Here is a 24,039-nt window from a genome sequence, read left to right on the forward strand (position 1 = left end):
CTGAACGGGATGCAGCAGGAACTGCTGGCCCTGTTCGAGCGCGACCAACTGACGGATCAACTCGACCTATTGAGACGGATCAACATGAAGACGAGCGCAAGGAACCACCTCGCCGGCCGGGTGAAGGCGATCACCCACGGCCCGGTCAACAGCGAAGTCATCGTCGAACTCCATGGCGGCGACGACCTGGTGGCGGTGATCACCCGGCACAGCGCTGACGAAATGGGGCTGACCGAGGGCAGCGCCGTGCATGCCCTGATCAAGGCCAGCTTCGTGATCCTCGCCGACGCCGCCAGCCGCACCTCTGCACGCAACCATCTCTGCGGTGAAATCGCCCGCATCGAGACGGGAGCGGTCAACAGCGAAGTGGTACTCGCCCTGCCGGGCGGCGCGCGGCTGACCGCCGTGGTCACCAACGACAGCGTCAAGTCCCTGGGGCTGCGCGAAGGCGGCAAGGCCTGCGCCCAGGTCAAGGCGAGTCACGTGATCCTCGGCGTGGACGACTGAACAGCCGACGCCGGCGACAGGCGGGCCGAAAGCCCGCCTTTCCTTGGCCACCCAAGATATACCCGACAACCTATCGAGAGCCCGATCAAGGAGGCAATCATGCTCAAGAAGCCCCTGAAGACGTCGCTGGCCGCCGCCCTGCTGGGTGGCAGCCTGCTGGCCACCGCAACGGCCCAGGCGGCGACCATCACCGTGGCCGTCGCCGCGAACTTCACCAAGGCGGCCGAGGAGATCGGCGCGGCCTGGGAGGAGGCAACCGGCCACGACGTGCGGCTTTCCTTCGGCCCCTCGGGAAAGCTGCTCGCCCAGATCCAGAACGGCGCGCCTTTCGACGCCTATTTCTCCGCCGACACCAAGCGTCCGCAGATCCTGGTCGACTCGGGCGAGGCGCGGGATTTCTTCGTCTATGCCCGGGGACAACTGGCCCTGTTCAGCCTGAACCTGCCCGTCGATGAGCGCGCCGAGGAGATCCTCGCCGAGGCCGACTTCCGCCATATGGCCTCGGCCAACCCCAAGGCCGCTCCCTACGGACTGGCCGCCAAGCAGGTGCTGGAAAAGCGTGACCTCTATCAGCGCTATCGTGAGGACGGGAAGATCGCCACCGGCGAGAGCATCACGCAGACCTTCCAGTTCGTCACCACCGGCAACGCCCAGCTGGGTTTCGTCGCCCTCTCACAGCTGCGGGATCCTGAAAGCCCGGTCAAGGACAAGGGCCACGTCTGGATGCCGCCGGCCGGAGACTACGACCCCATCGAGCAGGGTGCGGCGGCGCTGACCCGCAGCGAACATCCCGAGGTGGTCGACGAGTTCCTCGCCTTCGTCCGCAGTGATCGGGGTGCGGCGATCATCGAGAAGTACGGCTACAACACGCCCTGACCTCTCTCCAACTCTCTCCCGCAGCCTCCGGCACGCCCCCTTGAATGACTCACGGGTCGCGCATTTTTCCGCAAGGGGCTTTTGGGAGAGGCCGAGTAACCGAGAACCGGAACGCAGACAATGACCCTGTTCGGCATCCCGCTCGACACCCACCCCATCTGGCTGACCCTGCAGGTCGCGGCGGTGACCACCATCGTGCTCCTGCTCATCGGCGTACCCATCGCCTGGGGGCTTTCCCGCATGCGCTCTCGCTGGCGAGTGGTATTCGAGGCCCTGGTCTCGTTGCCGCTGGTGTTGCCACCGACGGTGCTGGGCTTCTACCTGATCATCACCATGAACCCCAACGGTCCGCTGACCGAGTTCCTGGGGGTGTTCGGCTTCGAGGGTCAGTTGACCTTCAACTTCGCCGGACTGGTGATCGGCTCGGTGCTGTTCTCGCTGCCGTTCATGGTCCAGCCGATGATGTCGGCCTTCCAGGGGCTCTCCGAGGAGGTGCTGGATGCCGCCCGACTGATGCGGGCGGGCTTTCTCGACCGGTTCTTCACCGTGATCCTGCCGCTTTCACGCCAGGGGCTGCTGGTGGGCTCGGTGCTCACCTTCGCCCACACCGTGGGCGAGTTCGGCGTGGTGCTGATGGTCGGCGGCAATATAGAAGGTCAGACGCGCATGGTCTCGATCGCGATCTTCGACCACGTCGAATCGTTCGAGTACGCCCAGGCCCATCTGCTCTCGGCGGTGATGGTGATTTTCTCCTTCGCCGTTCTGATGGGCGTGTACCTGATCAATCGCCGCTTCTCGGCACGACTGGGGTAGGAACATGTTCGAAGGCAATCTGACATTGACGGTCGGCGAATTCCGGATGGCTTCCGGCGACTTCGCCTTCGACTCGGACGGGGTGACCGCCCTGTTCGGCCGCTCGGGCTCGGGCAAGAGCACGTTGCTGCGAGCCATGGCCGGCCTGGACCGGCACACCCGCGGCCAGCTGCGCTTCCACGACGAGATCTGGCAGGACGGCCGGCGCGGCCTGCCAGCCGAGCAGCGCGACATCGGCATGGTCTTTCAGCACGCCGCCCTGCTCGCCCACCGCACGGTGCGCGGCAATCTCGACTTCGCCGCCAGGCGCGCACCAGATGACCGCGGGGCGGCGATCGATCGCGACCAGATCATCGAACGGACCGGCATCGGTCCGCTGCTCGACCGGGCGGTGGGCAACCTCTCCGGCGGCGAACGCCAGCGCATCGCCATCGCCCGGGCACTGATCGGCCGACCGCGGGTGCTGATGATGGACGAACCGCTGGCAGCGCTCGACTGGCGCGCCAAGGCCGAACTGCTCGACCTGTTCGAGTCGGTCATCCGCGACTTCGGCATCCCCACGGTGATGATCACCCACGCGCCGGCGGAGGTAGAACGACTCGCCGACCGGGTGGTGTTCATGGCCGACGGCGGTGTCGAGCGGGTCGAGACACTCAAGGAGGCACTCGGCCGGGTCGACTCCCCGCTGTTCACCGAGGAAGGCCCGGTCGCCTCGCTCGACGGGCACGTGGAGCACGTCGACGGCAACCCGCACCGGCTGCACTTCGTCACCACGCCACAGGCGGAAGACGGGCAGCCGGTGACCTTCCAGATCGGAGCCGACGGCGCCACCCTCGAACACGGACCGCGCCGTTTGCGGGTCCGGGCCGACGACGTGGCACTGGCCCGGGAACGGCTCGACAACATCTCCATGCAGAACCAGCTCCCGGCACGGATCGAGCGGATCGATCCCTCCGGGCCCGGTCGCCAGGCGGTGTTCCTCACCCTGCCCGACGGCCAACGCCTGGTCAGCGAGGTCACCGACCGCGCCGTGGCCGACATGGGACTCGACACCGGCCAGGCCGTGACCGCACTGGTCAAGAGCGCGGCGTTGTTGCGGTAGCGGGCAAATTTCAACCAAGCCCGAAGGATTCGGCAACCGTTAGAAACTACCGACGACAGCGAAACGGAGCCAGAACGCAAGGGGGGCGCACTCTTCGATTGGCTCGGCGAGAGTCGCCGCCGAACATGCCTTGAAACACGGGAGACGACAAGGAAGATGAGCCATCATTCAGGCAAACGCGCGGTCGGCGGCTTTGTCGCCGGCGGCGCGATCGGCGCACTGGGCGGGCTGATCGGCCTGGGCGGGGCGGAGTTCCGCCTGCCGGTGCTCAAGGGGGTCTTCCATCTCGAGACCCTCGAGGCTGTGATCTTCAACAAGGCGATGAGCCTGATCGTGGTCACGGTCGCCCTGATCGCGCGCAGCGTCACCATCCTGCCGACCGAGCTGTTCGAGTACTGGCCCATCGCGATCAACCTGCTCGCCGGCAGCCTGATCGGCGCCTGGCTCGCGGCCGGATCGGCCATCCGCATGAACGCGAAAACCCTCGACTACGTGGTTTTCAGCCTGCTGGTCGGCCTGGCGGCCCTGATGATCGTCCAGCACCTCGCTAATCCCGGCCCGACCGCCGAACCGATGCTGGACGATGGCACCGTCCGCTGGGTCGCCGGATTCTTCGCCGGGCTGGGCATCGGCGCGATCGCCGCCTTCCTCGGCGTGGCCGGCGGAGAGCTCCTGATCCCCACCATCACGCTTCTCTACGGCGTGGACATCCGTCTGGCGGGGTCACTATCACTGGCAATCTCGCTGCCGACCATGCTCGTCGGCATGCTGCGCTACGCGGGAGCCGATGCGTTCACGGTGCTCGGCCGGGAGCGGAACCTGTTCACCGGTATGGGGCTGGGGTCCGCGGCCGGCGCGGTCGCCGGGGGACTGGCAATCGGGCTGGTCGCGCCGGACTGGCTGATCGTGCTGCTCGCCGGCATCCTGCTGCTTTCCGCCTGGAAGGCCTTCGGGGACGCCCGCCGAAACTAACCAGGCGGCACGAAACGCCTCGACTCAGGCCGATAGGGAAATCTCCCCCGTCGACCCGGGCAGCGGTCTGCTGTCGTCGCTGATCCGACCCTCGCGGCAAAGTTGTTCCATCCGGGCGATCTGCCAGTCGAGCTGCGGCTCCCATCCGTAGTGTCGCACCGCCCGCCGGCGCGCGGCGGCGCCGGCGGCCTGCCAGTCACGCTCGAACAGCGCAGTGACAGCCTCGGCCAGCGCCTCGCCCGTCGCCCGCAGCGCGAGCTGCCCGACTTCCTCGTCCACCAGTTCCGGGGTGGCCCCGGCATGCACGCCCACCACGGGCAAGCCGCAGGCCATCGCCTCCAGAATCACCAGGCCGAAGGTCTCGGCATCACCGGCGTGCAGCAGTGCATCGGCGGACGCCAGATACATGGCAAGCGTCTCCTCGTCGGCGACGTAGCCCACCACTCGAAGCCGCGGATGACCGTTGTCGGGCATGTTCGCGCCGATCAGCAGCAGGTAGTACGCGTCGCCCAGCCGGTCGAGGCATTCCAGCAGCTGGTCGACGTGCTTCTCTCGGGTGTTGCGCCCGGCGAAGACCAGCAACCGCGCATCCGATGGCACGCGGATGGCGCTGCGCACGGTCGGACCACGTCGCGTCGGGCGGAATACATCGGTATCCACGCCCAGGCGCTGCACCGAGACATGCCGCACCCCCAGGTCGTCGAGCTGTGCCGCCATCACCTCGCTCGGCGCCAGAACCCAGTCGAAGCGACCATAGAGCTCGGCTAGGTACCGCGAGGACAGCGCCCGGACCCACTCGCCGAACCGCAGGGCAAGCAGGCGCGAAAGGTCCGAATGGAAGAAGGCGACCGTGGGCACGCCGAGCGCGCGCCCGGCCGCCAGCGCGGCATGTGCGGTGACATAGGGATCCCCCGCCTCGATGATGTCCGGCGCCAGCGACACCAGCGCATTTCGCCAAGGGCCGGGACGCAGCGGAAAACGATAACCGTCGCCGGCCGGCAAACGCCGGGCCGGCAGGTGACAGATGGTCTGGCCGTCCTGCCGGCGACAGGCGGCCCGGGCGTCTGGCACCAGCAGGCTGTGGCGGCAATCGTCCCGCCCGCCGATGTGGGCGTGCTTGGCCTCGAGGTAACGACGCACCCCGCCCGAGGCGGGGCCCCAGAACATGGTGACGTCGGCAATATGCAGCGGAGTGTGGGATGACGTGTTCATCCCGGCAACGCTAGCGGGAAAACATGACGGTTTGCTGTCAGCCCTGGCCCTTCCGGTTGTCCGGCCACTCCACCGGCAGCACTCGGTCGGGATGCACACGAGCCAGGTGGGCGAGGTTGCGGCAGTCGGGCCGGTGCAGCTTGTAGCCCTGAGAGCGACTGAGAAACGCCATCACGCGCTCGCCGGGCTGCGGATTGCAGCACTTGGCCGGCGTGACCTTCAGCCCGTCGATGGACTGGTTCTCGATCACCAGACTGGCCCGGGTAGGCGCGAATGCCGTTTCTCCCTCGGCACCCTGAGCCGGTGGACGGGCGGAGACGTCGCGCCCCTCACCCAGCTGCCCGCGGGCGGCGGCCTGCAGGGTCTCGGGAGCGATACGGTGCCTTCCCACGGCGAGGAACAGCTGCTCCTCGGTACTCATGCCCAGCGCGGCGAGCAGACGGCGCCGAGCGACGGCACCCATGGTGAAGCGCCGGAACAGCCGTTCGCAGATCACCCGGCCCCGTTCGCGCGCATCCTCACGATCGAACTGCGCGAACCAGGCTCGCACCTTCCCCCGCGAGCTGGCCGAACGCAGGAAGCCCGTGTTCGCCTGACCCCACTCGCGGCTCGGTGCCGCCTCCTTCTGCGTGAGCACCTCGACGGTGTCGCCGTTGCGTACCTCGGTCTTCAGCGGCGCGATCTGGCCGTTGATCTTCGCCCCGCGGCAGCGATGCCCCAGATGCGTGTGGATACGGTAGGCGAAATCCAGCACGGTCGCGCCGGCGGGCAGTTCCACCAGTTCCCCGTTGGGCGTGAAGGCATGAACCGTCGGGGCCTCCAGCGGGCGGATCTCGCCCCGGGAAAGGCCTTCGCGCAGCGACTCGACCTCGATGTCGAACGGATTGGAGCCACCCGCCCCTCCGGCCTTGTAGCGCCAGTGGGCCGCCACCCCGAACTCGGCGAAGGCGTGCATGCGCTCGGTGCGGATCTGTATCTCGACCACCTTGCCCTCGTCCGCGCGCACCGCCGTGTGCAGCGACTGGTAGCCGTTGGGCTTGGGCCGGGCGATGTAGTCGTCGTACTCGCTCTCGATCGGCTCAAAGAGGTCGTGGACCACCGACAGTGCCGCATAGCAGTCGGTCACCGTGTCGACCTGCACGCGCAGCGCACGCACGTCGAACAGTCCCTCGAAGGACAGCCGCTTCCTGCGCATCTTTCCCCAGATACTGTAGATGTGCTTCGGACGACCGTAGACCTCCGCCCGGATATCGGCGTCGGCCAGGGCCCGCTCGAGCTTCGCCTCGACCGCGGCCAGGTAGGCCTCCCGGTTGGCGCGGCGCTCGTCGAGCAGGCGGGCGATCTCGCTGTAGGTGCGCGGCTCGAGGTGGCGGAAGGAAAGATCCTCCAGCTCCCACTTGATCTGCCCCAGACCCAGCCGGTGGGCGATGGGCGCATGCACGGCCAGAGTCATCGCCGCATAGCGATGCCGACGGGCCGGATCCGGCTCGCGATCCAGTGCCCGCATGCCCTCGAGCCGGTAGACGAGGTCGACGAGCACCGCCCGCGCATCGCCGGCACCGCCGAGCAACAGCCGGCGCCAGTACTCGTGCTGTTGCTCGCCCAGCCCCTCGGGGAAACGAGCCTCCCATTCGCGCAGCCGGTCGATCGCGCCCAGCAGGGCCCCGACCGTCTGCCGTCCTGGCTCGTCCAGTTCCATGCGGTCGAGCAGTTCATCCCGCCGGTCGGCCACGCCACGATCGGCCAGCAGGGCCGCGATCAGCGTGGCGAGGTCGGCGTGGATGTCCGCCAGGGCGACGGCCACGCGGGGGCCGCAGGGCCGGCCGACGGCCGGCAAGCCCTCCGGGGGCTGCTCGGTCTCCCCGATCTCGAGGCACAGGCGCTCGATGCCCGGGGCCCGGCCGGCGTCATCGGCCTCGGTCAGGGTCCTGCGCAGCGTGCGGCAGAGGCTGTCGGTAGGTTCGTCCAGTGGGTGCTGCATGATCGCTCCAGGCACTCCGCGCCCCCGGATGGGCGGCGCGAGCCGGCACGGCCGACTGCCATTCCCGCCCTGCGGGCGTTCCGGGAAGCTCCTGTCGTTGGGTTGTCACCGCCGGCATGGCAGTATCATGACTGTCTGGCCACAACATTATCACCCCGGCCCGGCGGCCGGGGCGCAAAAGGACCCGTCCCCCATGGAAAAGACGATCGATCTCCACGGCGAACACCACCGTCTCAACCGCTATCGCCGCCTGAGGGCAAGCGTGCTCGGCGCGATCGCTGGGCTGGTCGCCGTCTCCAGCCTGATCGCGGGGCTGATGGCCAGTGGCGCCGCCAACACCGTGCTGTTGACCGGCGTCATCGCCCTCGTGGCCGGGACGCTCGCCCTGGCCGCCGGCCAGCACGTCGCCCTGCGCCTGCGTCAGGACACCGAGCAGGCGGATCTGGAGATGGAGGCGCACGAACTGGAGATCAACTTCGAGCACGAACTCGCCGAGTTGCGCGACATCTACGTCAGCCGCGGCGTCGACCCGGAAACCGCCGAACGCGTCGCCCGACAGATGATGGCGCACGACGCACTCGGGGCGCATGCCCGCGAGGAAATGGGCCTGCACCAGATCACCGACACCCGCCCCCTGCTCGCCGCCATCCCGCTGGGTGCAGCCTTCGCCGCGGGCGCTGCACTGCCCCTGCTGGTCGCCCTGCTCGCCCCGGCCGGCAGCATGGCCCTGTTCATCTTCCCGCTCACGCTGCTCGCGCTCGCCGTCCTCGGCAGCCTGAGCTCCCGCACCGGGGGGGCGTCGATGCTGACCGGTGGCTTTCGCACCGTTCTCTGGGGCGCGGCGACCATGGGCGTCACTGCGCTGGTCGGCTGGCTGATCGCCACGCTGGCCTGACCGTCACGGTGGCGACCGGCAACCGGCGACAGACCGTCGTCCTGCTCCACGGCCTGTGGATGGGACGCTGGGCAATGCTCCCGCTCGGCCACCGGCTCAAGCGCGCGGGCTTCCACGTCCGGCATTTCGGCTATCCGACCCGCGCGCCCCTTCCACGCGATGCCGACCGCCTCGACGAGTGGCTCGAGGAGCTCGGGGCGGTGCACTTCGTCGCCCACAGCCTCGGCGGGCTGGTGCTCGCCCACCTGTTCGACCGGCACCCGGACCGGCTCGAGCAGACCGACCGAATCGTCCTGCTCGGCTCGCCCCTAGCCGGCAGCGTCGTGGCGCGTCGGGTGGGCGACACGCTCATCGGTCGATGGACGCTGAACGGCAGCCTGGAGCGAGGGCTGTCCGGCGACGTGCCCGCATGGCGGGCCCCGCGAACGCTGATGATCGCCGGCACCCGCCCCATCGGGCCCGGGCGGCTGATTCCCCGAACCCTGTCCGGCCCCAGCGACGGCACGGTGGCGGTCACGGAGACCCGAGACCCGGCCCTGGCCGAACACCGGTCGCTGCCGGTCAACCATTTCGGCATGCTGCTCTCGCGGCGGGTCGCCGACGAGGCAATTGCCTTCCTGCAGCCGACCGGGGCCGACTGACCAGATCCACCCGCTCTCACACCCACCAAAACAAAAGGGCCGACCCCTCAGGATCGGCCCCGTGGATGACCCTCCCGGCTCGCGCCGGGACCGGGTTCACTCCTCGCCGGTGTGCGGCGTGTGGTAGGCGGCGAAAAAGTTCTGCTCACCCATGCGCTCGATCAACTCGAGCTGTCGCTTGAGCCAGTCGGCGTGCCCTTCCTCGTCCATGAGAATTTCCTCGAAAAGGTGGCGCGTGCCCACGTCGCCTTCCTCGCCGGCCTCGGCGGCTGCCTGTCCGTAGAACTCGATCGAGGCGAGCTCCTCCTTCAGGTCCGCATTGAACATGTCGGCCAGCGACTTGGACCGCTTGGCGGACTTGGCCTCGCTGACCACCGGGTCGCCGTCGAGGAACAGCATGCGGTCGATGAACTTGCTGGCATGGCCCAGCTCTTCCTGCACCTCACCCTGCATCTTCGTCGCGAGCCTGTCGAGACCCCAGTCCTCCAGCACGTGCGCGTGCAGCAGGTACTGGTGGGTGGCGGTCAGCTCCATCGACAGCGCCTGCTGCAAGTTCTTGAGTGTCTTCTCGCCTTTCTTTGCCTTGGCTGCACACATGGGTCGTTGCCCTCCTGTGGGAACGTGAGTGGTACGGGTGCCTCGAGCGGACCGCCTCTGCCCGCCGGTTTATCGCCGGCAACGGGGCATCGCCATCCGCCATGCGCGGGTCGGGTCTTTCGCCCGAGGCCTGCGGAAGACCTTAGTCGGTAGGACGGAATTTGCCAGCCGAATTCGGAGGTATCGACCGCCTCACGCCGCCTGACGGGCGAGAGGATCCTGCCGGTAGAACGCCGCGAGGTGCCGATAGAGGGCGGCATCGAAATGGCGCAGCTCCCCGGGCAGGCGGAAGAAGTATTCGCTGAGCACGGCGAAGAACTCCGCCGGGTTGGTGGCGGCGTAGGGGTCGATCGAGGGCTCGACAGCGGCATCGATCTCGTCGTTGAGCCGATCGAAGGCGGCCTGGAAGTCACGGGTCCAGCACGCCCGGTCGTACCCCTTCGGCAGGGGCGGAAAGCCGTTTTCCGCTCCGTTGACCCCATCGATGAAATGCGCCACCTCGTGGACCACGACGCTGGTGGCGTAGCCGGGATCCAGCCCGGCCTCGATGTCGGCCCAGGAAAGCACCAGCGTGCCGTGCTCCCAGGCCTCGCCGGCCCGCAGGTCGCGGACGTGATGGACGACTCCGTCCTCGTCGACCTCCTCGTGATCGACGTGGAAGGCATCCGCATAGACCACCACGGAACGAATGCCGTCGAGCCAGTCCAGCCCCAGCTCGAGCACGGGCAGGGCCGCCAGCGTGGCAATGCGCAGCTGTCTGGCGTCATCGAGCCGGAACTCCCCTCCGCCATAGAAGGGGCGACCGGCCAGGAACCGTCCGGCCAGCTGCCGCAGCCGCCGCAGCGCTTCGTCCCCGAGACCGACCAGTTCCGGCTGATCGCGGCACACATCGCGCCAGAGATCTTCCGGGACGACGATCTCCCGGCCGTTGGCTGCTCCGCCTCCCGGCAACAGTCCGGCCAGCCAGCGCAGCACGCTCAACGGCCGGCCCGCCCGCGGCGTAGCATCGGATATCTCGTCACGCCCCACCTCGCTGCTCCTGCGGCAGGACCATCAGGTCGCGGGTCTCCGGGAGGAAATGGGCCATGCCCTCCAGCACGCCGGCGGCATAGTTGCCGTTCATGCCGAACAGTCCGCCCCGGGCCAGGTACAGGGTATCTTCCAGCGCACCGGCCTCCACCATGCGCCACGCCCGCTCCCTGACCGACGGTTCGGCGTTGGCCACCAGCACGCCGTTGATGTGGCTCCCCAGCGCCAGAAGGTCGTTGTCCGAGTCGCCGGCAAACAGGGCGCGACGTTCGTCGAATTCAAGGTGCGAGATCAGAAACTCCATGGCGTGCAGCGTGCTCGCGCTGGTGGGCAGCACGTCAAGCTGCATCACGTCGGCGGAATCGTCCTGCGACCAGACCAGGCGAGCATCGATGCCGTTGTGCCAAAGCCGACCGTGCAGCTCGGCATCCAGCACGTCCCGGTTGACCGCCCCGTCGACGTAGTAGCTCGCCTTGAAGGTGCCCTGCTTCTCCGGCTCCTGTGACCGGATGGCGGTGATGTCGGCGAACAGGTGGCTGATGTCGTCGTGGGTCAGGCCGTTCCAGCTCGGCGCGATCTCGTCGGTCCAGTCCCGCCAGTGCGCCCAGTCGCCGTCACCACCCCCTGCGCGGGAGCGCGGGGCATAGATAGTCGTGCCCACATCGCCGATGATGTAGTCCGGCTGGGGCAACGACCACTCGTCGACCGCGTCGAGCACCCGTTGCAGGTCCCGTCCCGAGACGAGCACCAGCTGCACCGCCGGGTGCGCGCAGAAACGCGCCAGCCGGAGCCGCGCATCGGGCGACTCCTCGGCCCGGCCAGTGGGAGTCAGCGTGCGGTCCAGGTCGCTGCAAAGCAGGATGGGCGCGATCTCGCTCATCGGTCACCTCCCGCATCCTCGGTCGCGGCCCCACGGTCCCCGGGCAGGCTGCAGGTATCGAAGAAGTCGTAGTGCCCGATCGCCTCGAGAACACCGGCCGGCCCGTGCGACCGCGTGAAGACCACGCGGTCGAGCCCCTTGAGTCCCGGGAGCTGTTCGCCGCCGTCGGGCGAAACCACCGCGCCGAGCGGGTTGCCCCGGAGCATGTCGTCGTCGGTGGCCACGCCGCCGGCCACCAGCAGGTGATCGAGCGGGATGCCCCACTGCGTGGCGAAGTAGCGCAGGGCGAAGCCCTTCGAGGCGCGCACCGGCATCGCCAGCAGTTCGTTCCGGCTCAGCCGCGCGATGCGGGCATGAATGTCCAGGGCATGCAGTTCGTTCTCCAGCGTCTCGATCCCGGGGAAGGCATCAGTTTCGGCGATGTAGGCGTGCACCGCATGCACGCCCTGCACCGCCCGGGAGCGAAGCTCGATGCCCGGCGTCTGCGCCAGCAGGTTGTAGACCCGGTCGGGTTGCCAGGCATAGCCGATATGCCGGCTCCAGCCTTCGTCGCGCGACAGGCGCGGGCCGTAGTGGATCTGGGTGCCACCACGCGTGATCAGCACGTCCGGGGTGGGGATCTCGAGCTCCTTGAGAGCGGCGAGCACCTCGCGCCGCGGTCGGTCGGAGACCACGCCGAAGCCGACCTGGCGCCGCCGCCTGCGCAACTCCTGGATGAGTCGTTGGCGCATGGGTCGGTCGGTGGCGCCCCCGAGGGCGGCCAGTTCGACCACCAGTGCCCGGTCGACCTGCACCAGCATATGATCGGGCAGAAGCGGCCGTGTCGCCGCGTGGCGCTCCGCCTCCTGGAGTTCGGCGACATGGCGCAGATAGGCCTCGACATGCGCCCCCCAGGAGTAATGCTCGCGCACGAGCCGGATGCCGTTCTCCGAATACCGCTGCCAGCGCTCGGCATCGTCGATCACGGCCGCCAGCCGTTCGCCGATCTGCCGTGCGTCGAGCGGATCGATCAGCTCTCCGTTCTCGCAGGCCGCGATGATGTCCCGCGGGCCACCATCCTCCGTGGCGAGGATGGGCGCGCCGGCCGCAGCCGCCTCGATCAGCGTCAGGCCGAAGGGCTCGGTAAGCGCGGGATTGATGAACACCCCGCCAGTGTGAGTGACCAGGCGATAGAAGTCGGGAACGTCGGCGGACTGATGGTGACGGGGATAGGCGACCATGCCGTAGAGATCGTAGTAATCGATCAGGAGCAGCAGGTCGGTGAGCACCTTGCGCGGGCCGGCGTCCATGTCGCGGATATCGTCGCGGTTGCCGGCCACGATGACCAGATTGGCCTGCTCGCGCAGCTCCGGGTGTTCGCCGTAGGCCTCGATGAGTGTGGCGATGTTCTTGCGCTCGTCCGGGCGGGACATTGCCAGGATCATCGGTCGCCGCGGCTCGCGCAGGAAGCGTCTGAGCTCACTGCAGATGGGTGGGGCGAAGGTCTCGGGCGGCGGCGTGAAGCGCTCGAGGTTCACGCCCGGCGGGATCACCGCCATCTTGTCCTCGTCCGCCCAGTCGTACATGCCGTACTGCTCGTCGATCTCCTGGCCGGTGCTCACCACCACGAGATCCGCCGCCAGCAGCACCTCCTCCTCGGCGCGGATGCGCGTCGACATGGCATAGGTGGTCTCGATGGTCTCGCTGCTCTCGCCACGGGCCAGCAGTCGCCGGCGCTTGACCCGCCCGAGCGAATGGCCGGTGTGGATCAGCGGCACGCCCAGGTTGTGAGCCAGCCGCACGCCGACATAGCCGGCGTCGGCATAGTGACTGTGCACCAGCGAGGGGCGCAGGCCGTGCTCGCCGATGTGGGCGAGCGCCCCGTCGACGAAGCAGTTGAGATAGTCCCAGAGCCGCTCCTTGGGCAGGTATTCCTCCGGCCCGGCATCGATGCGGATGATGTGGGCGTTGTCACCCAGGTCCTCCTCGGGCCGGGCGTAGTCGTCGTCCACGCGCTCGTCGATCACGCGCCGGGTGAACAGGTCCACCCGGCCGACCTCCGGGCGACGGGCCAGCGCGCGGGCCAGCTCGACGACATACAGCGTCTGGCCGCCGGTATCGGCATCCCGGCCCAGCTCGAGATCCTCGCCGCGGATCAGTCCGTGCACGCTGATCAGGCAGATGTAGAGTCCGTCCTGTCCGCTCGATCCGGTCTTGTTCATGCTCGTCCGCCCCCGCGTTCCCCTTGACCACGGCCGCTCCTCGGCGCGCTGTCCTCGTCCTCGGTCAGTGCCAGCTGGGCCAGCCGGCCGGGATCTTCCAGCAGGTGCCGTGCCAGCAGCAGCCCGGTGGCGCTCCATACCTGGTGGAGGTTGGCACGCCGCCCGATCAGACGGCCGTGGCGGCCGTCGTAGTATTCGGGCCAGCCGTCCTTCATCAGCCGCTGTTCGGCCACCCGGTAGGCCCGCTCGCCCAGATCCTGCCGGCCGGCCACCTGCGCCGCCGCCACCATCGGCCAGATCAGCACCGGCCAGTTACCCCCGTTGTGGTACGACCAGGGCGTGTTCTTGGGATCGGACCCCGTCATCAGTCGCCATTCCGAGCCGGTCACCGCCGGGTAGACCAGCTTGACCGGCATCTGGCCGATCAGGTCGTCCCAGCGGTCGGCCATGGTCTGCATCTGCAGGCGACTCTGCTCGCGCGTGGCCAGCCCCGAGAGCGAAGCCAGGAAATTGCCCTGGGAGAAGAAACGGAAGTCGATCCGCCCCGGTCCGAGATTGCCGACGAAATAGCCGCCATTGTCCGGCACCCAGTCGGGCACCCAGTCGGGAATGGATTCCGGGTAGATGTTGAAGACGTTGTCGATGTCGTGGCCGAACTTCTCGGTCGAGAACCGGTGCACCTCGTTGAGAACGTCGAGGTCCAGCCAGTAGTAGCGCCGCACGTAGTCCCGCAGCACCTGTCGGCGGGTGGCGGCCAGGTCGATCAGCCAGTGGCTGCCCTCGTCGACGGTCAGCAGGTCGGCGGCACGCAACGTCATGTCGAACAGCGCCTGGATCTCCAGTGGATGGCCGAAGACGCCCATTCGCCGGTCGATCATGAACGAGCCGTCGGGCACGAGCAGGGTGGGAAAGACCTCGAAGCGGCTCTGCAGGCAGAGGCTCAGGATCATGCGCAGCCCACGCTGGACTTCCGGTGTGTGGGCAAAGGCCGTATCGCCGGTGAAGCGCACGTAGGCGCGCAGAAGCACCGTCCACCACATCATCGAGTCTACCGGCGCGACCCGGCCGATGGCCCGGTCGCCGAAGTCCGCCGACAACTCCTCGCTGCCATCGTCCAGGGTGACCACCCGGAACGAGGCCGGCAGGACACCCGGTGCGATCTGCTGACCCTCGAGTTCCTCCTGCTGCCCCCGCATGCGCAGGATCAGGGCGAGAAACTCGCGCACCACTTCCGAACGGCCTTCGAGCAGCATCAGGAAGGCGGTCGAGACGAAGTCGCGCACGAAACAGTCGCGGTAGTTGTCCGCCGGTGCGCGGGGGTCGAGACTGGCCATGGTGCCGACCGGATGACCCTGGTAGCGGATCACCGCGTCGTCGAGCAGCCGGTAGGCATCCGCCAGCACCACCGACTCGTCGGCAAACCGCGGCGCGGCGAAACAGTGCCGCGTGGCGTGCAGCGGCTCGGTGGCACGACTCGTTGACGGACGCTCGTTCATCCGGGGTCCTTCGGTAGAGGTCGCTGGGCGATGGGCCAGACATGGAGCGGAAACCGGCCGACCGTGGCCGACGGGGTTATCAAAAAACTAGCACAACTCGTGCGTAGGGACCGCGGGACCGTCTTTCAACCCCGAGGAGTGTCCACCGTCCCGGCCGGAGGGATGAGATCCTCCGGTCGATCCACGTCCCGGATCACGGACGGGTCCGCGCATTCGAGCAGCAGGCCGCCGTGTGAGGCGAAGCACTCCCGCATGCCCCTGCCACGCGCCGCGTGCAGTGCCCCGAGCAGACGCCCGGGGAAGGCGACCGGATGCCCCGGCTGCCCGGAATGCACCGGCCGGGCCGGACAGTCGGTTTCCAGCATACGCGCCGCCACCCGGGCCGCCTCCACTGGCTGCAGGTCCGGCATGTCTCCGAGGAAGAACAGCACCCCGGAGGGGTGGTCCGCTCCGGCGGCGAGATGATTCAGCGCGCAGCAGCGGCTGGCCCACAGCCCGGCCGCCGAGTCCGGACAGACCAGCACCTCGAGGGAGGTCCGGCCCGGCAGTTCATCCAGCCGCGGGTGCCGGCGGTCAACCACCAGCAGCACGCGCGGGCAGACCGCCGTCGCCACGTCCACGGCATGCGCGAGCAGGTACCGTCCGCGGCAGTCCGCCCAGCGCTTGTCTCGACCAAAGCGACGGGAACGGCCGGCGGCGAGGATCACCCCGACCGGACCCGACCGGTCAGGCGTCATCGGCCCGAGCGGCAGCGGATCGATTCGCCACTTCGGACGAGGCGGCCTGACGGGCAACATGTCGCGCCGCCACCAACTCGGCGGCGATCGACACGGCGATCTCCGCCGGCGTGTGCGAACCGATGTCGAGGCCGGCCGGCGCGCACAGCCGACGGGTGTCCACGCCTAGCTCGGCCAGGCGGGCGCGCCGTGCCGCACTGGTCCGGCGCGATCCCATCGCGGCGACATGGAAGGCCGGCGAGTCCAGCGCGTCCATGAGCGCCAGGTCGTCGATGCGCGGGTCGTGGGCCACGGCGACGACCGCCGTGCGGGCATCCGGGCAATGCTCGGCGATCACGCGCTCCGGTGCCCGGCTGTCCAACGACACGCCGGGCACCGCCAGCCGCGCGGCGGGTCGCGGGTCGCAGACGGTCACCTCGAATCCCAGGGCCAGACCCTGCCGGGCGAGATGTTCCCCGACGGGACCGGCACCGAAGACCAGCAGGCGCCAGGCCGGGCCGAACGGCAGCCAAAGTCGATCGTCGCGCTGGACCGGGACCTCAGCCATCGAGGCCGTCGGCTCGTGCCAGTCGACGGCACCACTGGCCAGATCGAGCTCGCGCCAGATCCCCCGACGCCGCTCGATCGCCGCCAGCGCGGGCCGCAGGGCGGCCGGATCGCTCGGCCACTCCACCAGCACCTCCAGCATGCCGCCACAGGGCAGGCCCGGGTGGGTACTGCCGTCGTAGCGGCGCCGTACGGGTCGACCGGACGCCATGCCAGGCCGGCGCAACCAGTCGAGCAGGTCGTCTTCCACGCAACCGCCCGAGACCGAACCACGCATGGTCGGCCGTGCATCACCCGGGTCGACGATCGTCCACAGCGAGCCCGGCGGGCGGGGCGACGAACCAAAGGTCGTGAGCACGGTCGCCAGAACCACCTCGCGCCCCGCGGCCAGGCCATCGACGGCCAGCCGGAGGGCGGCGACGGTATCGTCGGGACCATCCATGGGTCAGCCCAGGTCGATGGGCAGGCGACGCACCCGCTCGCCGGTGAGCGCGGCCAGGGCATTGACCACGGCCGGGGCCAGCGGCGGCAGTCCCGGCTCGCCCACGCCGCCCGGCGGCTGGCCGGAATCGACGATGGCCACCTCGACCTCGGGCATCTGGTCGATGGTCAGTGCCGGGTAGTCGTTGAAGTTCTGCTCCTGGACGCGGCCGTCCTTGATGGTGATCTTGCCCGACAGCGCGGCCGTCAGCCCGTAGGCGATCGAGGAGTGCACCTGACGCTCCACACCCGCCGGGTTGACCGCGATGCCGCAGTCAATCGCGCACCAGACCTTGTGCACTCTCGGCCGACCGTCCTCGACGGAGACCTCGGCCACCTGGGCACAGTAGCTGCCGAAAGACTTGGCCAGCGCCACGCCCCGCGCACGCCCTTCCGGCACTTCGCCGCCCCAGTCGGCCATCTCGGCGGCCCGTTCGAGCACCCCGAGATGGCGCGAGTCGCCGCCCTCGAGGAGCTTCTTGCGGTACTCGACGGGATCGGTCCCGGCCTTGTGAGCCAGTTCGTCCAGGAACGACTCGACGATCCAGGCATTCTGCGAATGGCCCACCGAGCGCCAGAAACCGACCGGGATGCCCGGGTCGACGTTCGCGTAGGTTACCTCGATGTTCTCGATGGCGTACGGGTGGTCGGCCGCCCCCTCGACCGCGGCCGGATCGATGCCGTCCTTGACCATGCCCGGCGCGACTCGCGACCAGATCGACGGACCGGCGATGCGATGCACCCAGGTCTGTGGCAGGCCATCGTCGCCGAGCGTGGCGGACAGTTCGTTGTAGGCCGCAGGGCGGTAGAAATCGTGGCGCACGTCGTCCGGGCGCGACCAGATCACCTTGACCGGACGCCCGGCGCGCTTGGACAGTTCGACCGCCTCTCGGACGAAGTCGGTCTCGAAACGCCGGCCGAAGCCACCGCCGAGGAAAGTGGTGTGTACCGTGACCTTGGCGGGATCGACACCCGCGACCTCGGCGGCCACCTGCTGCACGGACCCAGGCGCCTGGGTGGGGGCCCAGACAGTCACCTCGTCGTCACCCACCGAGGCCGTGGCGTTCATCGGCTCCATGGTGGTGTGGGCGAGGTAGGGCACCCGGTACGTCGCCGAAACGGTGCTCTCGTCATCGCCCAGCGCCTCGGCCCCGCGGCCCTCGGTGCGCGCCGGCCGGGCGTTTGTTTTCAGCCCCTCGCGGAACTGCGTCTCGATCGCCTCGTCGTCGAGGCCGGCGTGTTCGCCCTCGTCCCACTCGACCGACAGCGTCTTTCTCGCCTGGTCGGCACTCCACCAGTCTCGTGCCAGCACCGCCACGCCATGGTCGAGCTCGACCACCTCCTCGACGTTGGCCGCGTCGCGCGCCTTCCCGGCGTCGACGGACCGGAGCTTGCCGCCGAACACCGGGCAACGCTCGATGCTCGCCACCAGCAGGTTGTCCGGGCGGGCATCGATGCCGAAGCCGGCCTGGCCGTTGACCTTCTGCGGCGAGTCCAGCCGCCGGGTCGGCTTCCCGATGATGCGGAATTCCTCGCGGTCCTTGGTGAAGACCTCCTCGGGCGGCTCGAGCTTCGCCGCGTCGGCGACCAGCGTGCGGTATTCCGCCATGCGCCCGGTCGCCGTATGGATCACGACGCCTGGTTCGGTGCGCAGCTCGGAGAGGGGCACGTCCCAGCGATTGGCTGCCGCCTGCATCAGCATCTCGCGGGTGGCCGCACCCACCTCGCGCAGCTGGTTGTAGAAGCCGCGCACGGTCGCGCTGCCGCCGGTGAGCTGCCCGCCGAGGGCCGGGTTGGCGTAGACCTCGTCGGCCGGGGCGAAGCGGGTGTCGAAGTCCGCCCAGGGCAGGTCGAGCTCCTCGGCGATCATCATCGGGATCACCGTCATCGCCCCCTGCCCCATCTCCGAGCCGGAGATGGTCAGGACATTGCGGCCGTCGGCATGCATCTCCACCCAGGCGTTGGGCTCGAGCACGGCGTCGGTGCCATTCGAGGAACCCTCGGCCGCCATGGCCGACTCGGGCGCACCCAGACGGAAACCGACCAGCAGGCCGCCGCCCGCGGCCGCCGAAACCTTGAGAAACTGTCTACGCGTGATCATGCCGAAACCTCCTCGCCGTCGGTGCCGGCCGTCCGGGCCCGTGCCGCGTGCCGGATGGCCGCGCGGATCTGGTTGTAGGTGCCGCAACGACAGAGGTTGCCCTTCATCGCCTCGTCGATTTCCTCGTCGGTCGGATCAGGGGTGTCGGCAAGCAGCGCCGCGGCCTGCATGATCTGCCCGGACTGGCAGTAGCCGCACTGCGGGGCATCCTCGGCGACCCAGGCAAGCTGCACCGGATGATCGCCGGCCGAGGAGAGACCCTCGATGGTGGTGACCTCGCTGCCGTCGACTGCCGAGACCGGGGTGACGCAGGAGCGCGTGGCCCGTCCGTCGACGTGGACGGTGCAAGCTCCGCACAGCCCGGCACCGCAGCCGAACTTGGTACCGTTCAGTCCAACGTAATCGCGAATGGCCCAGAGCAGGGGCATGTCATCGGCGACCTCCAGGGTCACGGGTCGCCCGTTAATGGTGATTCTTGCCACGGCGTCTCTCCTGTCCGGTTGCAATGTTCGGGATTCGCCCCGAGCGGGGCGCGGTGTCGACAGTGCATGGAGACTAGACGCTCAGGCCGCAGCCGCAATATGTTCAGTCAAACACAGCGGCTCCGCCGGCGGCGGGGCCGGGACGGCCACCCGCGACTATCCATTGGGAAAAGGGGGCTCGGACGATCAGTCGGTGATCAGCCCGTCGACGATGTGCAGGGTGCGGTCCATGCGCGCGGCGAGATCGAGGTCGTGGGTGACCAGCACGATGGCCGCGCCGATCTCCCGGTTGAGTTCAAGCATGGCCTCGAACACCGCCTCGGAATTCCTGGTATCGAGGTTGCCCGTGGGCTCATCGGCAAGCACCACGTTCGGCCGACAGGCCAGAGCCCGGGCGATGGCGACGCGCTGGCGTTCCCCGCCGGATAGCTCGCCCGGCCGGTGCTGCAATCGATGCGGCAGCCCCAGTCGCTCGAGCAGTGCCGCGGCCCGCTGTTCGGCCTCGTCACGCGGCAGCCGCCGGATGATGAGCGGCATGGCGACGTTGGTCAGCGCGGAGAACTCGGGCAACAGGTGGTGGGCCTGGTAGACGAAGCCCAGGTGCCGGTTCCGCAGCAGCCCCCGCCGACGCTCGCCCAGTCGCGAGAACCGCTGGCCGGCCAGCCAGACCTCGCCATCGGTGGGCTGGTCCAGCCCCGCCAGCAGGGACAGCAGGGTCGACTTGCCGGTGCCCGACGCGCCGACGATGGCCACGCGCTCCCCGGGGGCGATCGTCAGGTCGATGCCGCGCAGGACATCGACATCGAGGTTACCCTCACGGTAGCGGCGCTTGAGCCCGCGAGCCTCGAGTACCGCCCGCGCCTCGTCCTGTCGTGAATCATTCATAACGCAGTGCCTGTGCCGGTTGTACGCGCGATGCCCGCCATGCCGGATAGAGCGTCGCGAGGAAGGACAGGGCGAAGGCCATCAGTCCGATCAGGCCGACGTCCGACCAGTCCAGGCGCGAGGGCACCTCGCTGATGTAGTAGACATCCGCCGGCATGAACTGCGTGCCGGCCAGCCCCTCGATCCAGGGCACGATCACGTCGATGTTCTCGGCGATCAGCACGCCCACGGCCACCCCGACGGCGGTCCCGATCAGGCCGATGAACACGCCGGTGATGATGAAGATGGTCATGATCGACGCCGGACTGGCGCCCAGCGTGCGCAGGATGGCGATGTCGCCCTGCTTGTCGGTGACCAGCATCACCAGCGTGGAGACGATGTTGAAGGCGGCCACCGCCACGATCAGCGACAGGATGATGAACATCACCGTCCGCTCGATCTGGATGGCACGGAAGAAATTGGCGTTCGACTGCGTCCAGTCCTGCGCGCCGTAGGGATAGCCGAGTTCCCGGTCGAGTTCGCGGGCCACCGCCGGGGCGGCGAAGATGTCGTCGAGCTTGAGACGCAGCCCCGACACCCGCCCGCCGGTACGGAACAGCGCCTGGGCATCGGCCATGTGGACCATGGCCGTGCCGCGGTCGTACTCGTACATGCCCACCTCGAAGATGCCCACCACGGTGAAGCGCCGCTGGCGCAACATGCCCCCGACGGGCGTGATGGCGACGTCGGCACTGATCAGCATCAGCCGGTCCCCGACCTCGACGCCCAGCGAGCGCGCCAGCGCCGAGCCCAGCACAATACCGAATCCACCCGCCTCCAGCGAGTCCAGCCCGCCCTGCTGCATGTGGGCCCCGATGTCGGTGACAGGGGTTTCCAGGCCCGGCTCGATCCCGCGCACGATCGCCCCGGAAACCTCATCCTCGGCCGACAACATGCCCTCGGCCTGCACGTAGGGCGCGACCGCCTGCACGGCCGGGTTGGCCTCAACGCGCTCGGTGACCGTCTCCCAGTCGGCCAGCGCACCGCCACGCTCGGTAACCGTGACGTGGGCAGTCATGCCCAGGATGCGCTCGCGCAGCTCGTCCTGGAAGCCGTTCATCACCGAGATGACCACGATCAGGGCGGTCACGCCGAGCGTGATACCGATGATCGAGGTTGCCGATATGAACGACACGAACCGGTTGCGTCGCTTGGCCCGCGTGTAGCGCAGCCCGATCATCCATTCGAATGTCCGCCTCATCCAGACCCCTGTACTGTCGATTCGATCACGTTGAATATGCGGCGCAGTCTAATACGCCCTGCCCCGGCTGTCCCGGCGTTCGACGGGATCCGTGACGGGTGGTTCCGGGCCGGACGCTTGCAGCCGGGGCTGCCGTGACGCAGACTAGCGCAATATCCCGGAGAGGCGCCCCGGCAGGCGGTTCGCGACCATTCGGATGCGTCCGAGTGTCGCGGCAGGACAACGCCACGGCGGAACCCGCAGCCGCCGCGCGCCCTCGAAAGGCATCAGGGACCGAGTCATCAAGTGCAAGAAAAGGAGCCTCTCATGAACCCGTTCGCCCAATTCTCCCGTCCGCTCGCGGCCCTGCTGCTGGGGCTGGCCATGGCGTTTTCCGCCGCGCCGGCCTCGGCCGAATCCGGCGAGGCCAAGGTTTCCGTCCACGGAATGACGCAGTCGCAGGTGGCCTCCCGCTTCGGCGAGCCGGAGCGTCGCCACGCCCCGGTACCCGCGACGGGCGAGCACCCCAAGCCGCCGATCACGCGCTGGGATTACGCCGACTTCAGCATCTTCTTCGAGCGCGACATCGCCATCCACCGGGTGGAACACCTGAAACGTCCCGAATAGCGACTACACTTCCTGCGAACACACACATCGAGGAAGTGACTCATGACACCCAATGTCGGAATGGTCGACAAGTGGCTGCGGATCGTGGTCGGGGCACTCCTGATCGCCCTGGCCATTTTCAACGTGATCGGCTGGTGGGGCTACATCGGGATCATCCCGCTGGCGACCGGGCTGTTCAACTTCTGCCCTGTCTATCGCCTGATCGGCATGAACACTCGCGACAAGACGGGCGGCGGCCAGCCCTGACCTGGCCCCACGGGGTCAGCGACGCCCCGGCCCGACCACCTCGATCCGGCCACCGTCAATCGGTGGCCGGAATCTTCTCTCTCTGCCCTCCACCCTCACTCCTGCCGTCACGATGCCACGACTGACATCTCGCGCCCTGGCCTGGCTGTGCCTGGCAATCCTGCCCGGATGGAGTTCGCTTGCCGCGCAGACCGCACCAGGGCCGCCCGTGAACACCGACCTGCCCGCGGTCATCGACGAGGCGTCCGGGCTGGCGCTCTCCACGCGAGAGGGAGAGTTGCTGTGGACCCACAACGACAACATCAACGACCCGGGCTCGATGGAACGGGTCACTCCCTACGTGTTCGGAATATCTCCCAGCGGCGACCTTCGGGTGCAGCTTCGACTGGAGGGCGTGACCCAGCGTGACTGGGAATCGATCGATGCGGCACGCATCGACAACCGGGAGATGCTGATCGTGGCCGACACCGGCGACAACCGGGCCAGCTGGCCAGACTACGTCCTCTGGTTTATCCCGGAGGCGTCGCCCGCCACGCAGGGGAAGGAAGTCGAGGCAAGCCCGGAAGCCCTGCTGCGCTACCGCTACCCCGACGGCCCGGCGGATACCGAGTCGATGGTCTTCGATCCACGGACGAACCGCATCCTGCTGCTGACCAAACGGGAGGATCCGCCCCGGATGTTCAGCCTGCCGGCGGATGCCCGCCAGCCCTTTCCGGACGAACCGGGGCTCTCCGACCGTCGACGCCTTGAATCGGCACCAGTCGAGATCGCCGACCCGGTCGGCACCATGGCACGGCTCCAGCCCACCGATCCGATCAACTGGCTACTCCTGCCGTTGACCGGAAGCCAGACCAACCGCCCCACCGGCATGGCCCTGAGCCCGGACGGGTCGACCCTGGCCGTGCTCACCTATGCCTCGCTGTACTTCTTCCACCGGGGGGCGCGGAGTGACTGGTCCGAGGCGATCACTCGCCCGGTCACGTCGCGATCGCTGCCCCGCATCGATCAATGGGAGGGCCTTGCCTTCAGCGCGGACGGGCGGCACCTTTACGTGGTCCGCGAGGGCACCGGACCCGACACCCTGCTGCGACTGGAGGTTCCGGAAGGGGCCCGTTCCGGGCAGCCGTGACCCCGGGGACACGTCGTCAAGAAGGCAGACAGAGGAATTCCGGAATGATCCAGACACGAGCACTTGTCAGTGGCCGAGTCCAGGGGGTGTTCTTCCGCGACTTCACCCGACGCACGGCCCTCGATCACGGGGTGTCCGGGTGGGTGCGCAACCGGCCCGACGGCCGCGTCGAGGCGGTGCTGGAAGGCGAAGCGACTGCCGTGGAGGCGGTACTGGAGCAGATGCGGGATGGACCGCCTCAGGCCCGAGTCGATGATCTGGTCAGCACCGCCGAGACTCCCGAAGGCCACGTCGGCTTCCGGGTGCGGTGACGCCTTCCCCGGGACTCGCCCCCGCTCCCCAGAAACGGGAACCTACCCGGAAACGCAAAAAACCCCGGCCAAGC

Annotated in this window: 24 protein-coding genes; 11 read left to right on the forward strand and 13 right to left on the reverse strand. The window is 68.4% G+C overall.

Annotation, left to right across the window (positions count from 1 at the left end; all coding sequences use genetic code 11):
* The 5 genes from ACESL5_RS06095 to ACESL5_RS06115 form a co-directional block, all read left to right on the forward strand.
* Positions 1-507 (forward strand): molybdopterin-binding protein (locus ACESL5_RS06095; protein WP_372591889.1); only part of this gene is annotated, 507 nt, incomplete at its 5' end.
* A gap of 99 nt (positions 508-606) precedes the next feature.
* Positions 607-1,383 (forward strand): molybdate ABC transporter substrate-binding protein, encoded by a 777-nt coding sequence (modA, locus tag ACESL5_RS06100; protein WP_372591890.1) that lies wholly within the window; start codon positions 607-609, stop codon positions 1,381-1,383.
* A 120-nt stretch (positions 1,384-1,503) separates the two neighbouring features.
* Complete coding sequence (gene modB / locus ACESL5_RS06105) at positions 1,504-2,196, forward strand: molybdate ABC transporter permease subunit (protein ID WP_372591891.1); 693 nt, start codon at positions 1,504-1,506, stop codon at positions 2,194-2,196.
* Between the two features lie 4 nt (positions 2,197-2,200).
* Positions 2,201-3,298: a molybdenum ABC transporter ATP-binding protein gene (gene modC, locus ACESL5_RS06110; RefSeq protein WP_372591892.1), complete on the forward strand. Its 1,098-nt coding sequence runs from the start codon at positions 2,201-2,203 to the stop codon at positions 3,296-3,298.
* Positions 3,299-3,454: 156 nt separating this feature from the next.
* Positions 3,455-4,270, forward strand: coding sequence for a TSUP family transporter (locus ACESL5_RS06115; RefSeq protein ID WP_372591893.1), 816 nt, complete (start codon positions 3,455-3,457; stop codon positions 4,268-4,270).
* 24 nt (positions 4,271-4,294) lie between these two features.
* On the opposite strand, the gene ACESL5_RS06120 is transcribed toward ACESL5_RS06115, so the two are convergent.
* Both ACESL5_RS06120 and ACESL5_RS06125 read right to left on the reverse strand, forming a co-directional pair.
* Positions 4,295-5,482 carry a glycosyltransferase gene (locus ACESL5_RS06120; protein WP_372591894.1) on the reverse strand — a complete coding sequence of 396 codons (1,188 nt, stop codon included), beginning with the start codon at positions 5,480-5,482 and terminating at the stop codon, positions 4,295-4,297.
* A gap of 37 nt (positions 5,483-5,519) precedes the next feature.
* Complete coding sequence (locus ACESL5_RS06125; RefSeq protein WP_372591895.1) at positions 5,520-7,463, reverse strand: RelA/SpoT family protein; 1,944 nt, start codon at positions 7,461-7,463, stop codon at positions 5,520-5,522.
* Positions 7,464-7,656: 193 nt separating this feature from the next.
* Here ACESL5_RS06125 and ACESL5_RS06130 point away from each other — a divergent pair, with 193 nt between their 5' ends.
* The gene (locus tag ACESL5_RS06130) at positions 7,657-8,358 is read left to right on the forward strand and encodes a VIT1/CCC1 transporter family protein (RefSeq protein ID WP_372591896.1); all 702 of its coding nucleotides are present in this window, start codon (positions 7,657-7,659) and stop codon (positions 8,356-8,358) included.
* 8 nt (positions 8,359-8,366) lie between these two features.
* Entirely contained in the window at positions 8,367-8,999 is a 633-nt protein-coding gene (locus ACESL5_RS06135) for an esterase/lipase family protein (protein WP_372591897.1), read from the forward strand.
* 96 nt (positions 9,000-9,095) lie between these two features.
* Here ACESL5_RS06135 and ACESL5_RS06140 read toward each other — a convergent pair whose 3' ends face one another.
* The 11 genes from ACESL5_RS06140 to ACESL5_RS06190 form a co-directional block, all read right to left on the reverse strand.
* The gene (locus tag ACESL5_RS06140; RefSeq protein WP_372591898.1) at positions 9,096-9,596 is read right to left on the reverse strand and encodes a bacterioferritin; all 501 of its coding nucleotides are present in this window, start codon (positions 9,594-9,596) and stop codon (positions 9,096-9,098) included.
* A 192-nt stretch (positions 9,597-9,788) separates the two neighbouring features.
* Positions 9,789-10,625, reverse strand: coding sequence for a zinc-dependent peptidase (locus tag ACESL5_RS06145; RefSeq protein WP_372591899.1), 837 nt, complete (start codon positions 10,623-10,625; stop codon positions 9,789-9,791).
* Positions 10,615-11,505, reverse strand: a complete 891-nt coding sequence (locus tag ACESL5_RS06150) for an HAD-IIB family hydrolase (RefSeq protein ID WP_372591900.1) — start codon at positions 11,503-11,505, stop codon at positions 10,615-10,617. The genes ACESL5_RS06145 and ACESL5_RS06150 overlap by 11 nt, the downstream gene beginning before the upstream one ends.
* Positions 11,502-13,706, reverse strand: a complete 2,205-nt coding sequence (locus tag ACESL5_RS06155; protein WP_372591901.1) for an HAD family hydrolase — start codon at positions 13,704-13,706, stop codon at positions 11,502-11,504. Before ACESL5_RS06155 ends, ACESL5_RS06150 begins: the two co-directional genes overlap by 4 nt.
* Positions 13,703-15,202, reverse strand: a complete 1,500-nt coding sequence (locus ACESL5_RS06160; protein WP_372591902.1) for a glycoside hydrolase 100 family protein — start codon at positions 15,200-15,202, stop codon at positions 13,703-13,705. Before ACESL5_RS06160 ends, ACESL5_RS06155 begins: the two co-directional genes overlap by 4 nt.
* 125 nt (positions 15,203-15,327) lie before the next feature.
* The gene (locus tag ACESL5_RS06165; protein ID WP_372591903.1) at positions 15,328-15,939 is read right to left on the reverse strand and encodes an NTP transferase domain-containing protein; all 612 of its coding nucleotides are present in this window, start codon (positions 15,937-15,939) and stop codon (positions 15,328-15,330) included.
* Positions 15,929-16,927, reverse strand: a complete 999-nt coding sequence (locus ACESL5_RS06170; RefSeq protein ID WP_372591904.1) for an XdhC family protein — start codon at positions 16,925-16,927, stop codon at positions 15,929-15,931. Before ACESL5_RS06170 ends, ACESL5_RS06165 begins: the two co-directional genes overlap by 11 nt.
* A gap of 3 nt (positions 16,928-16,930) precedes the next feature.
* On the reverse strand, positions 16,931-19,066 hold the full coding sequence (locus ACESL5_RS06175; protein ID WP_372591905.1) for a xanthine dehydrogenase family protein molybdopterin-binding subunit: 2,136 nt from the start codon (positions 19,064-19,066) through the stop codon (positions 16,931-16,933).
* On the reverse strand, positions 19,063-19,548 hold the full coding sequence (locus tag ACESL5_RS06180) for a (2Fe-2S)-binding protein (protein ID WP_372591906.1): 486 nt from the start codon (positions 19,546-19,548) through the stop codon (positions 19,063-19,065). The genes ACESL5_RS06175 and ACESL5_RS06180 overlap by 4 nt, the downstream gene beginning before the upstream one ends.
* A 186-nt stretch (positions 19,549-19,734) precedes the next feature.
* On the reverse strand, positions 19,735-20,433 hold the full coding sequence (locus tag ACESL5_RS06185) for an ABC transporter ATP-binding protein (RefSeq protein WP_372591907.1): 699 nt from the start codon (positions 20,431-20,433) through the stop codon (positions 19,735-19,737).
* Positions 20,426-21,673, reverse strand: coding sequence for a lipoprotein-releasing ABC transporter permease subunit (locus ACESL5_RS06190; RefSeq protein ID WP_372591908.1), 1,248 nt, complete (start codon positions 21,671-21,673; stop codon positions 20,426-20,428). Before ACESL5_RS06190 ends, ACESL5_RS06185 begins: the two co-directional genes overlap by 8 nt.
* Positions 21,674-22,036: 363 nt before the next feature.
* Between ACESL5_RS06190 and ACESL5_RS06195 the strand changes: the two genes are divergently transcribed.
* The 4 genes from ACESL5_RS06195 to ACESL5_RS06210 all read left to right on the forward strand — a co-directional run bounded on the left by ACESL5_RS06195 (position 22,037) and on the right by ACESL5_RS06210 (position 23,965).
* The gene (locus tag ACESL5_RS06195) at positions 22,037-22,279 is read left to right on the forward strand and encodes a hypothetical protein (protein ID WP_372591912.1); all 243 of its coding nucleotides are present in this window, start codon (positions 22,037-22,039) and stop codon (positions 22,277-22,279) included.
* A 42-nt stretch (positions 22,280-22,321) separates the two neighbouring features.
* The gene (locus tag ACESL5_RS06200; RefSeq protein ID WP_372591909.1) at positions 22,322-22,525 is read left to right on the forward strand and encodes a DUF2892 domain-containing protein; all 204 of its coding nucleotides are present in this window, start codon (positions 22,322-22,324) and stop codon (positions 22,523-22,525) included.
* 112 nt (positions 22,526-22,637) lie between these two features.
* The gene (locus ACESL5_RS06205) at positions 22,638-23,654 is read left to right on the forward strand and encodes a hypothetical protein (protein WP_372591910.1); all 1,017 of its coding nucleotides are present in this window, start codon (positions 22,638-22,640) and stop codon (positions 23,652-23,654) included.
* Positions 23,655-23,698: 44 nt separating this feature from the next.
* Positions 23,699-23,965 (forward strand): acylphosphatase, encoded by a 267-nt coding sequence (locus ACESL5_RS06210; RefSeq protein ID WP_372591911.1) that lies wholly within the window; start codon positions 23,699-23,701, stop codon positions 23,963-23,965.
* Positions 23,966-24,039: the final 74 nt, after the last annotated feature.

The organism is Guyparkeria sp., from assembly GCF_041687595.1.
Taxonomy (GTDB): domain Bacteria; phylum Pseudomonadota; class Gammaproteobacteria; order Halothiobacillales; family Halothiobacillaceae; genus Guyparkeria.

Bases quoted from the DNA above. Each gene is read 5' to 3' on its own strand.
- modA (WP_372591890.1), top strand. From the start codon at position 607: ATGCTCAAGAAGCCCCTGAAGACGTCGCTGGCCGCCGCCCTGCTGGGT.
- modB (WP_372591891.1), top strand. From the start codon at position 1,504: ATGACCCTGTTCGGCATCCCGCTCGACACCCACCCCATCTGGCTGACC.
- modC (WP_372591892.1), top strand. From the start codon at position 2,201: ATGTTCGAAGGCAATCTGACATTGACGGTCGGCGAATTCCGGATGGCT.
- ACESL5_RS06115 (WP_372591893.1), top strand. From the start codon at position 3,455: ATGAGCCATCATTCAGGCAAACGCGCGGTCGGCGGCTTTGTCGCCGGC.
- ACESL5_RS06120 (WP_372591894.1), bottom strand. From the start codon at position 5,482: ATGAACACGTCATCCCACACTCCGCTGCATATTGCCGACGTCACCATG.
- ACESL5_RS06125 (WP_372591895.1), bottom strand. From the start codon at position 7,463: ATGCAGCACCCACTGGACGAACCTACCGACAGCCTCTGCCGCACGCTG.
- ACESL5_RS06130 (WP_372591896.1), top strand. From the start codon at position 7,657: ATGGAAAAGACGATCGATCTCCACGGCGAACACCACCGTCTCAACCGC.
- ACESL5_RS06140 (WP_372591898.1), bottom strand. From the start codon at position 9,596: ATGTGTGCAGCCAAGGCAAAGAAAGGCGAGAAGACACTCAAGAACTTG.
- ACESL5_RS06150 (WP_372591900.1), bottom strand. From the start codon at position 11,505: ATGAGCGAGATCGCGCCCATCCTGCTTTGCAGCGACCTGGACCGCACG.
- ACESL5_RS06155 (WP_372591901.1), bottom strand. From the start codon at position 13,706: ATGAACAAGACCGGATCGAGCGGACAGGACGGACTCTACATCTGCCTG.
- ACESL5_RS06160 (WP_372591902.1), bottom strand. From the start codon at position 15,202: ATGAACGAGCGTCCGTCAACGAGTCGTGCCACCGAGCCGCTGCACGCC.
- ACESL5_RS06165 (WP_372591903.1), bottom strand. From the start codon at position 15,939: ATGACGCCTGACCGGTCGGGTCCGGTCGGGGTGATCCTCGCCGCCGGC.
- ACESL5_RS06170 (WP_372591904.1), bottom strand. From the start codon at position 16,927: ATGGATGGTCCCGACGATACCGTCGCCGCCCTCCGGCTGGCCGTCGAT.
- ACESL5_RS06175 (WP_372591905.1), bottom strand. From the start codon at position 19,066: ATGATCACGCGTAGACAGTTTCTCAAGGTTTCGGCGGCCGCGGGCGGC.
- ACESL5_RS06185 (WP_372591907.1), bottom strand. From the start codon at position 20,433: ATGAATGATTCACGACAGGACGAGGCGCGGGCGGTACTCGAGGCTCGC.
- ACESL5_RS06190 (WP_372591908.1), bottom strand. From the start codon at position 21,673: ATGAGGCGGACATTCGAATGGATGATCGGGCTGCGCTACACGCGGGCC.
- ACESL5_RS06195 (WP_372591912.1), top strand. From the start codon at position 22,037: ATGGCGTTTTCCGCCGCGCCGGCCTCGGCCGAATCCGGCGAGGCCAAG.
- ACESL5_RS06200 (WP_372591909.1), top strand. From the start codon at position 22,322: ATGACACCCAATGTCGGAATGGTCGACAAGTGGCTGCGGATCGTGGTC.
- ACESL5_RS06205 (WP_372591910.1), top strand. From the start codon at position 22,638: ATGCCACGACTGACATCTCGCGCCCTGGCCTGGCTGTGCCTGGCAATC.
- ACESL5_RS06210 (WP_372591911.1), top strand. From the start codon at position 23,699: ATGATCCAGACACGAGCACTTGTCAGTGGCCGAGTCCAGGGGGTGTTC.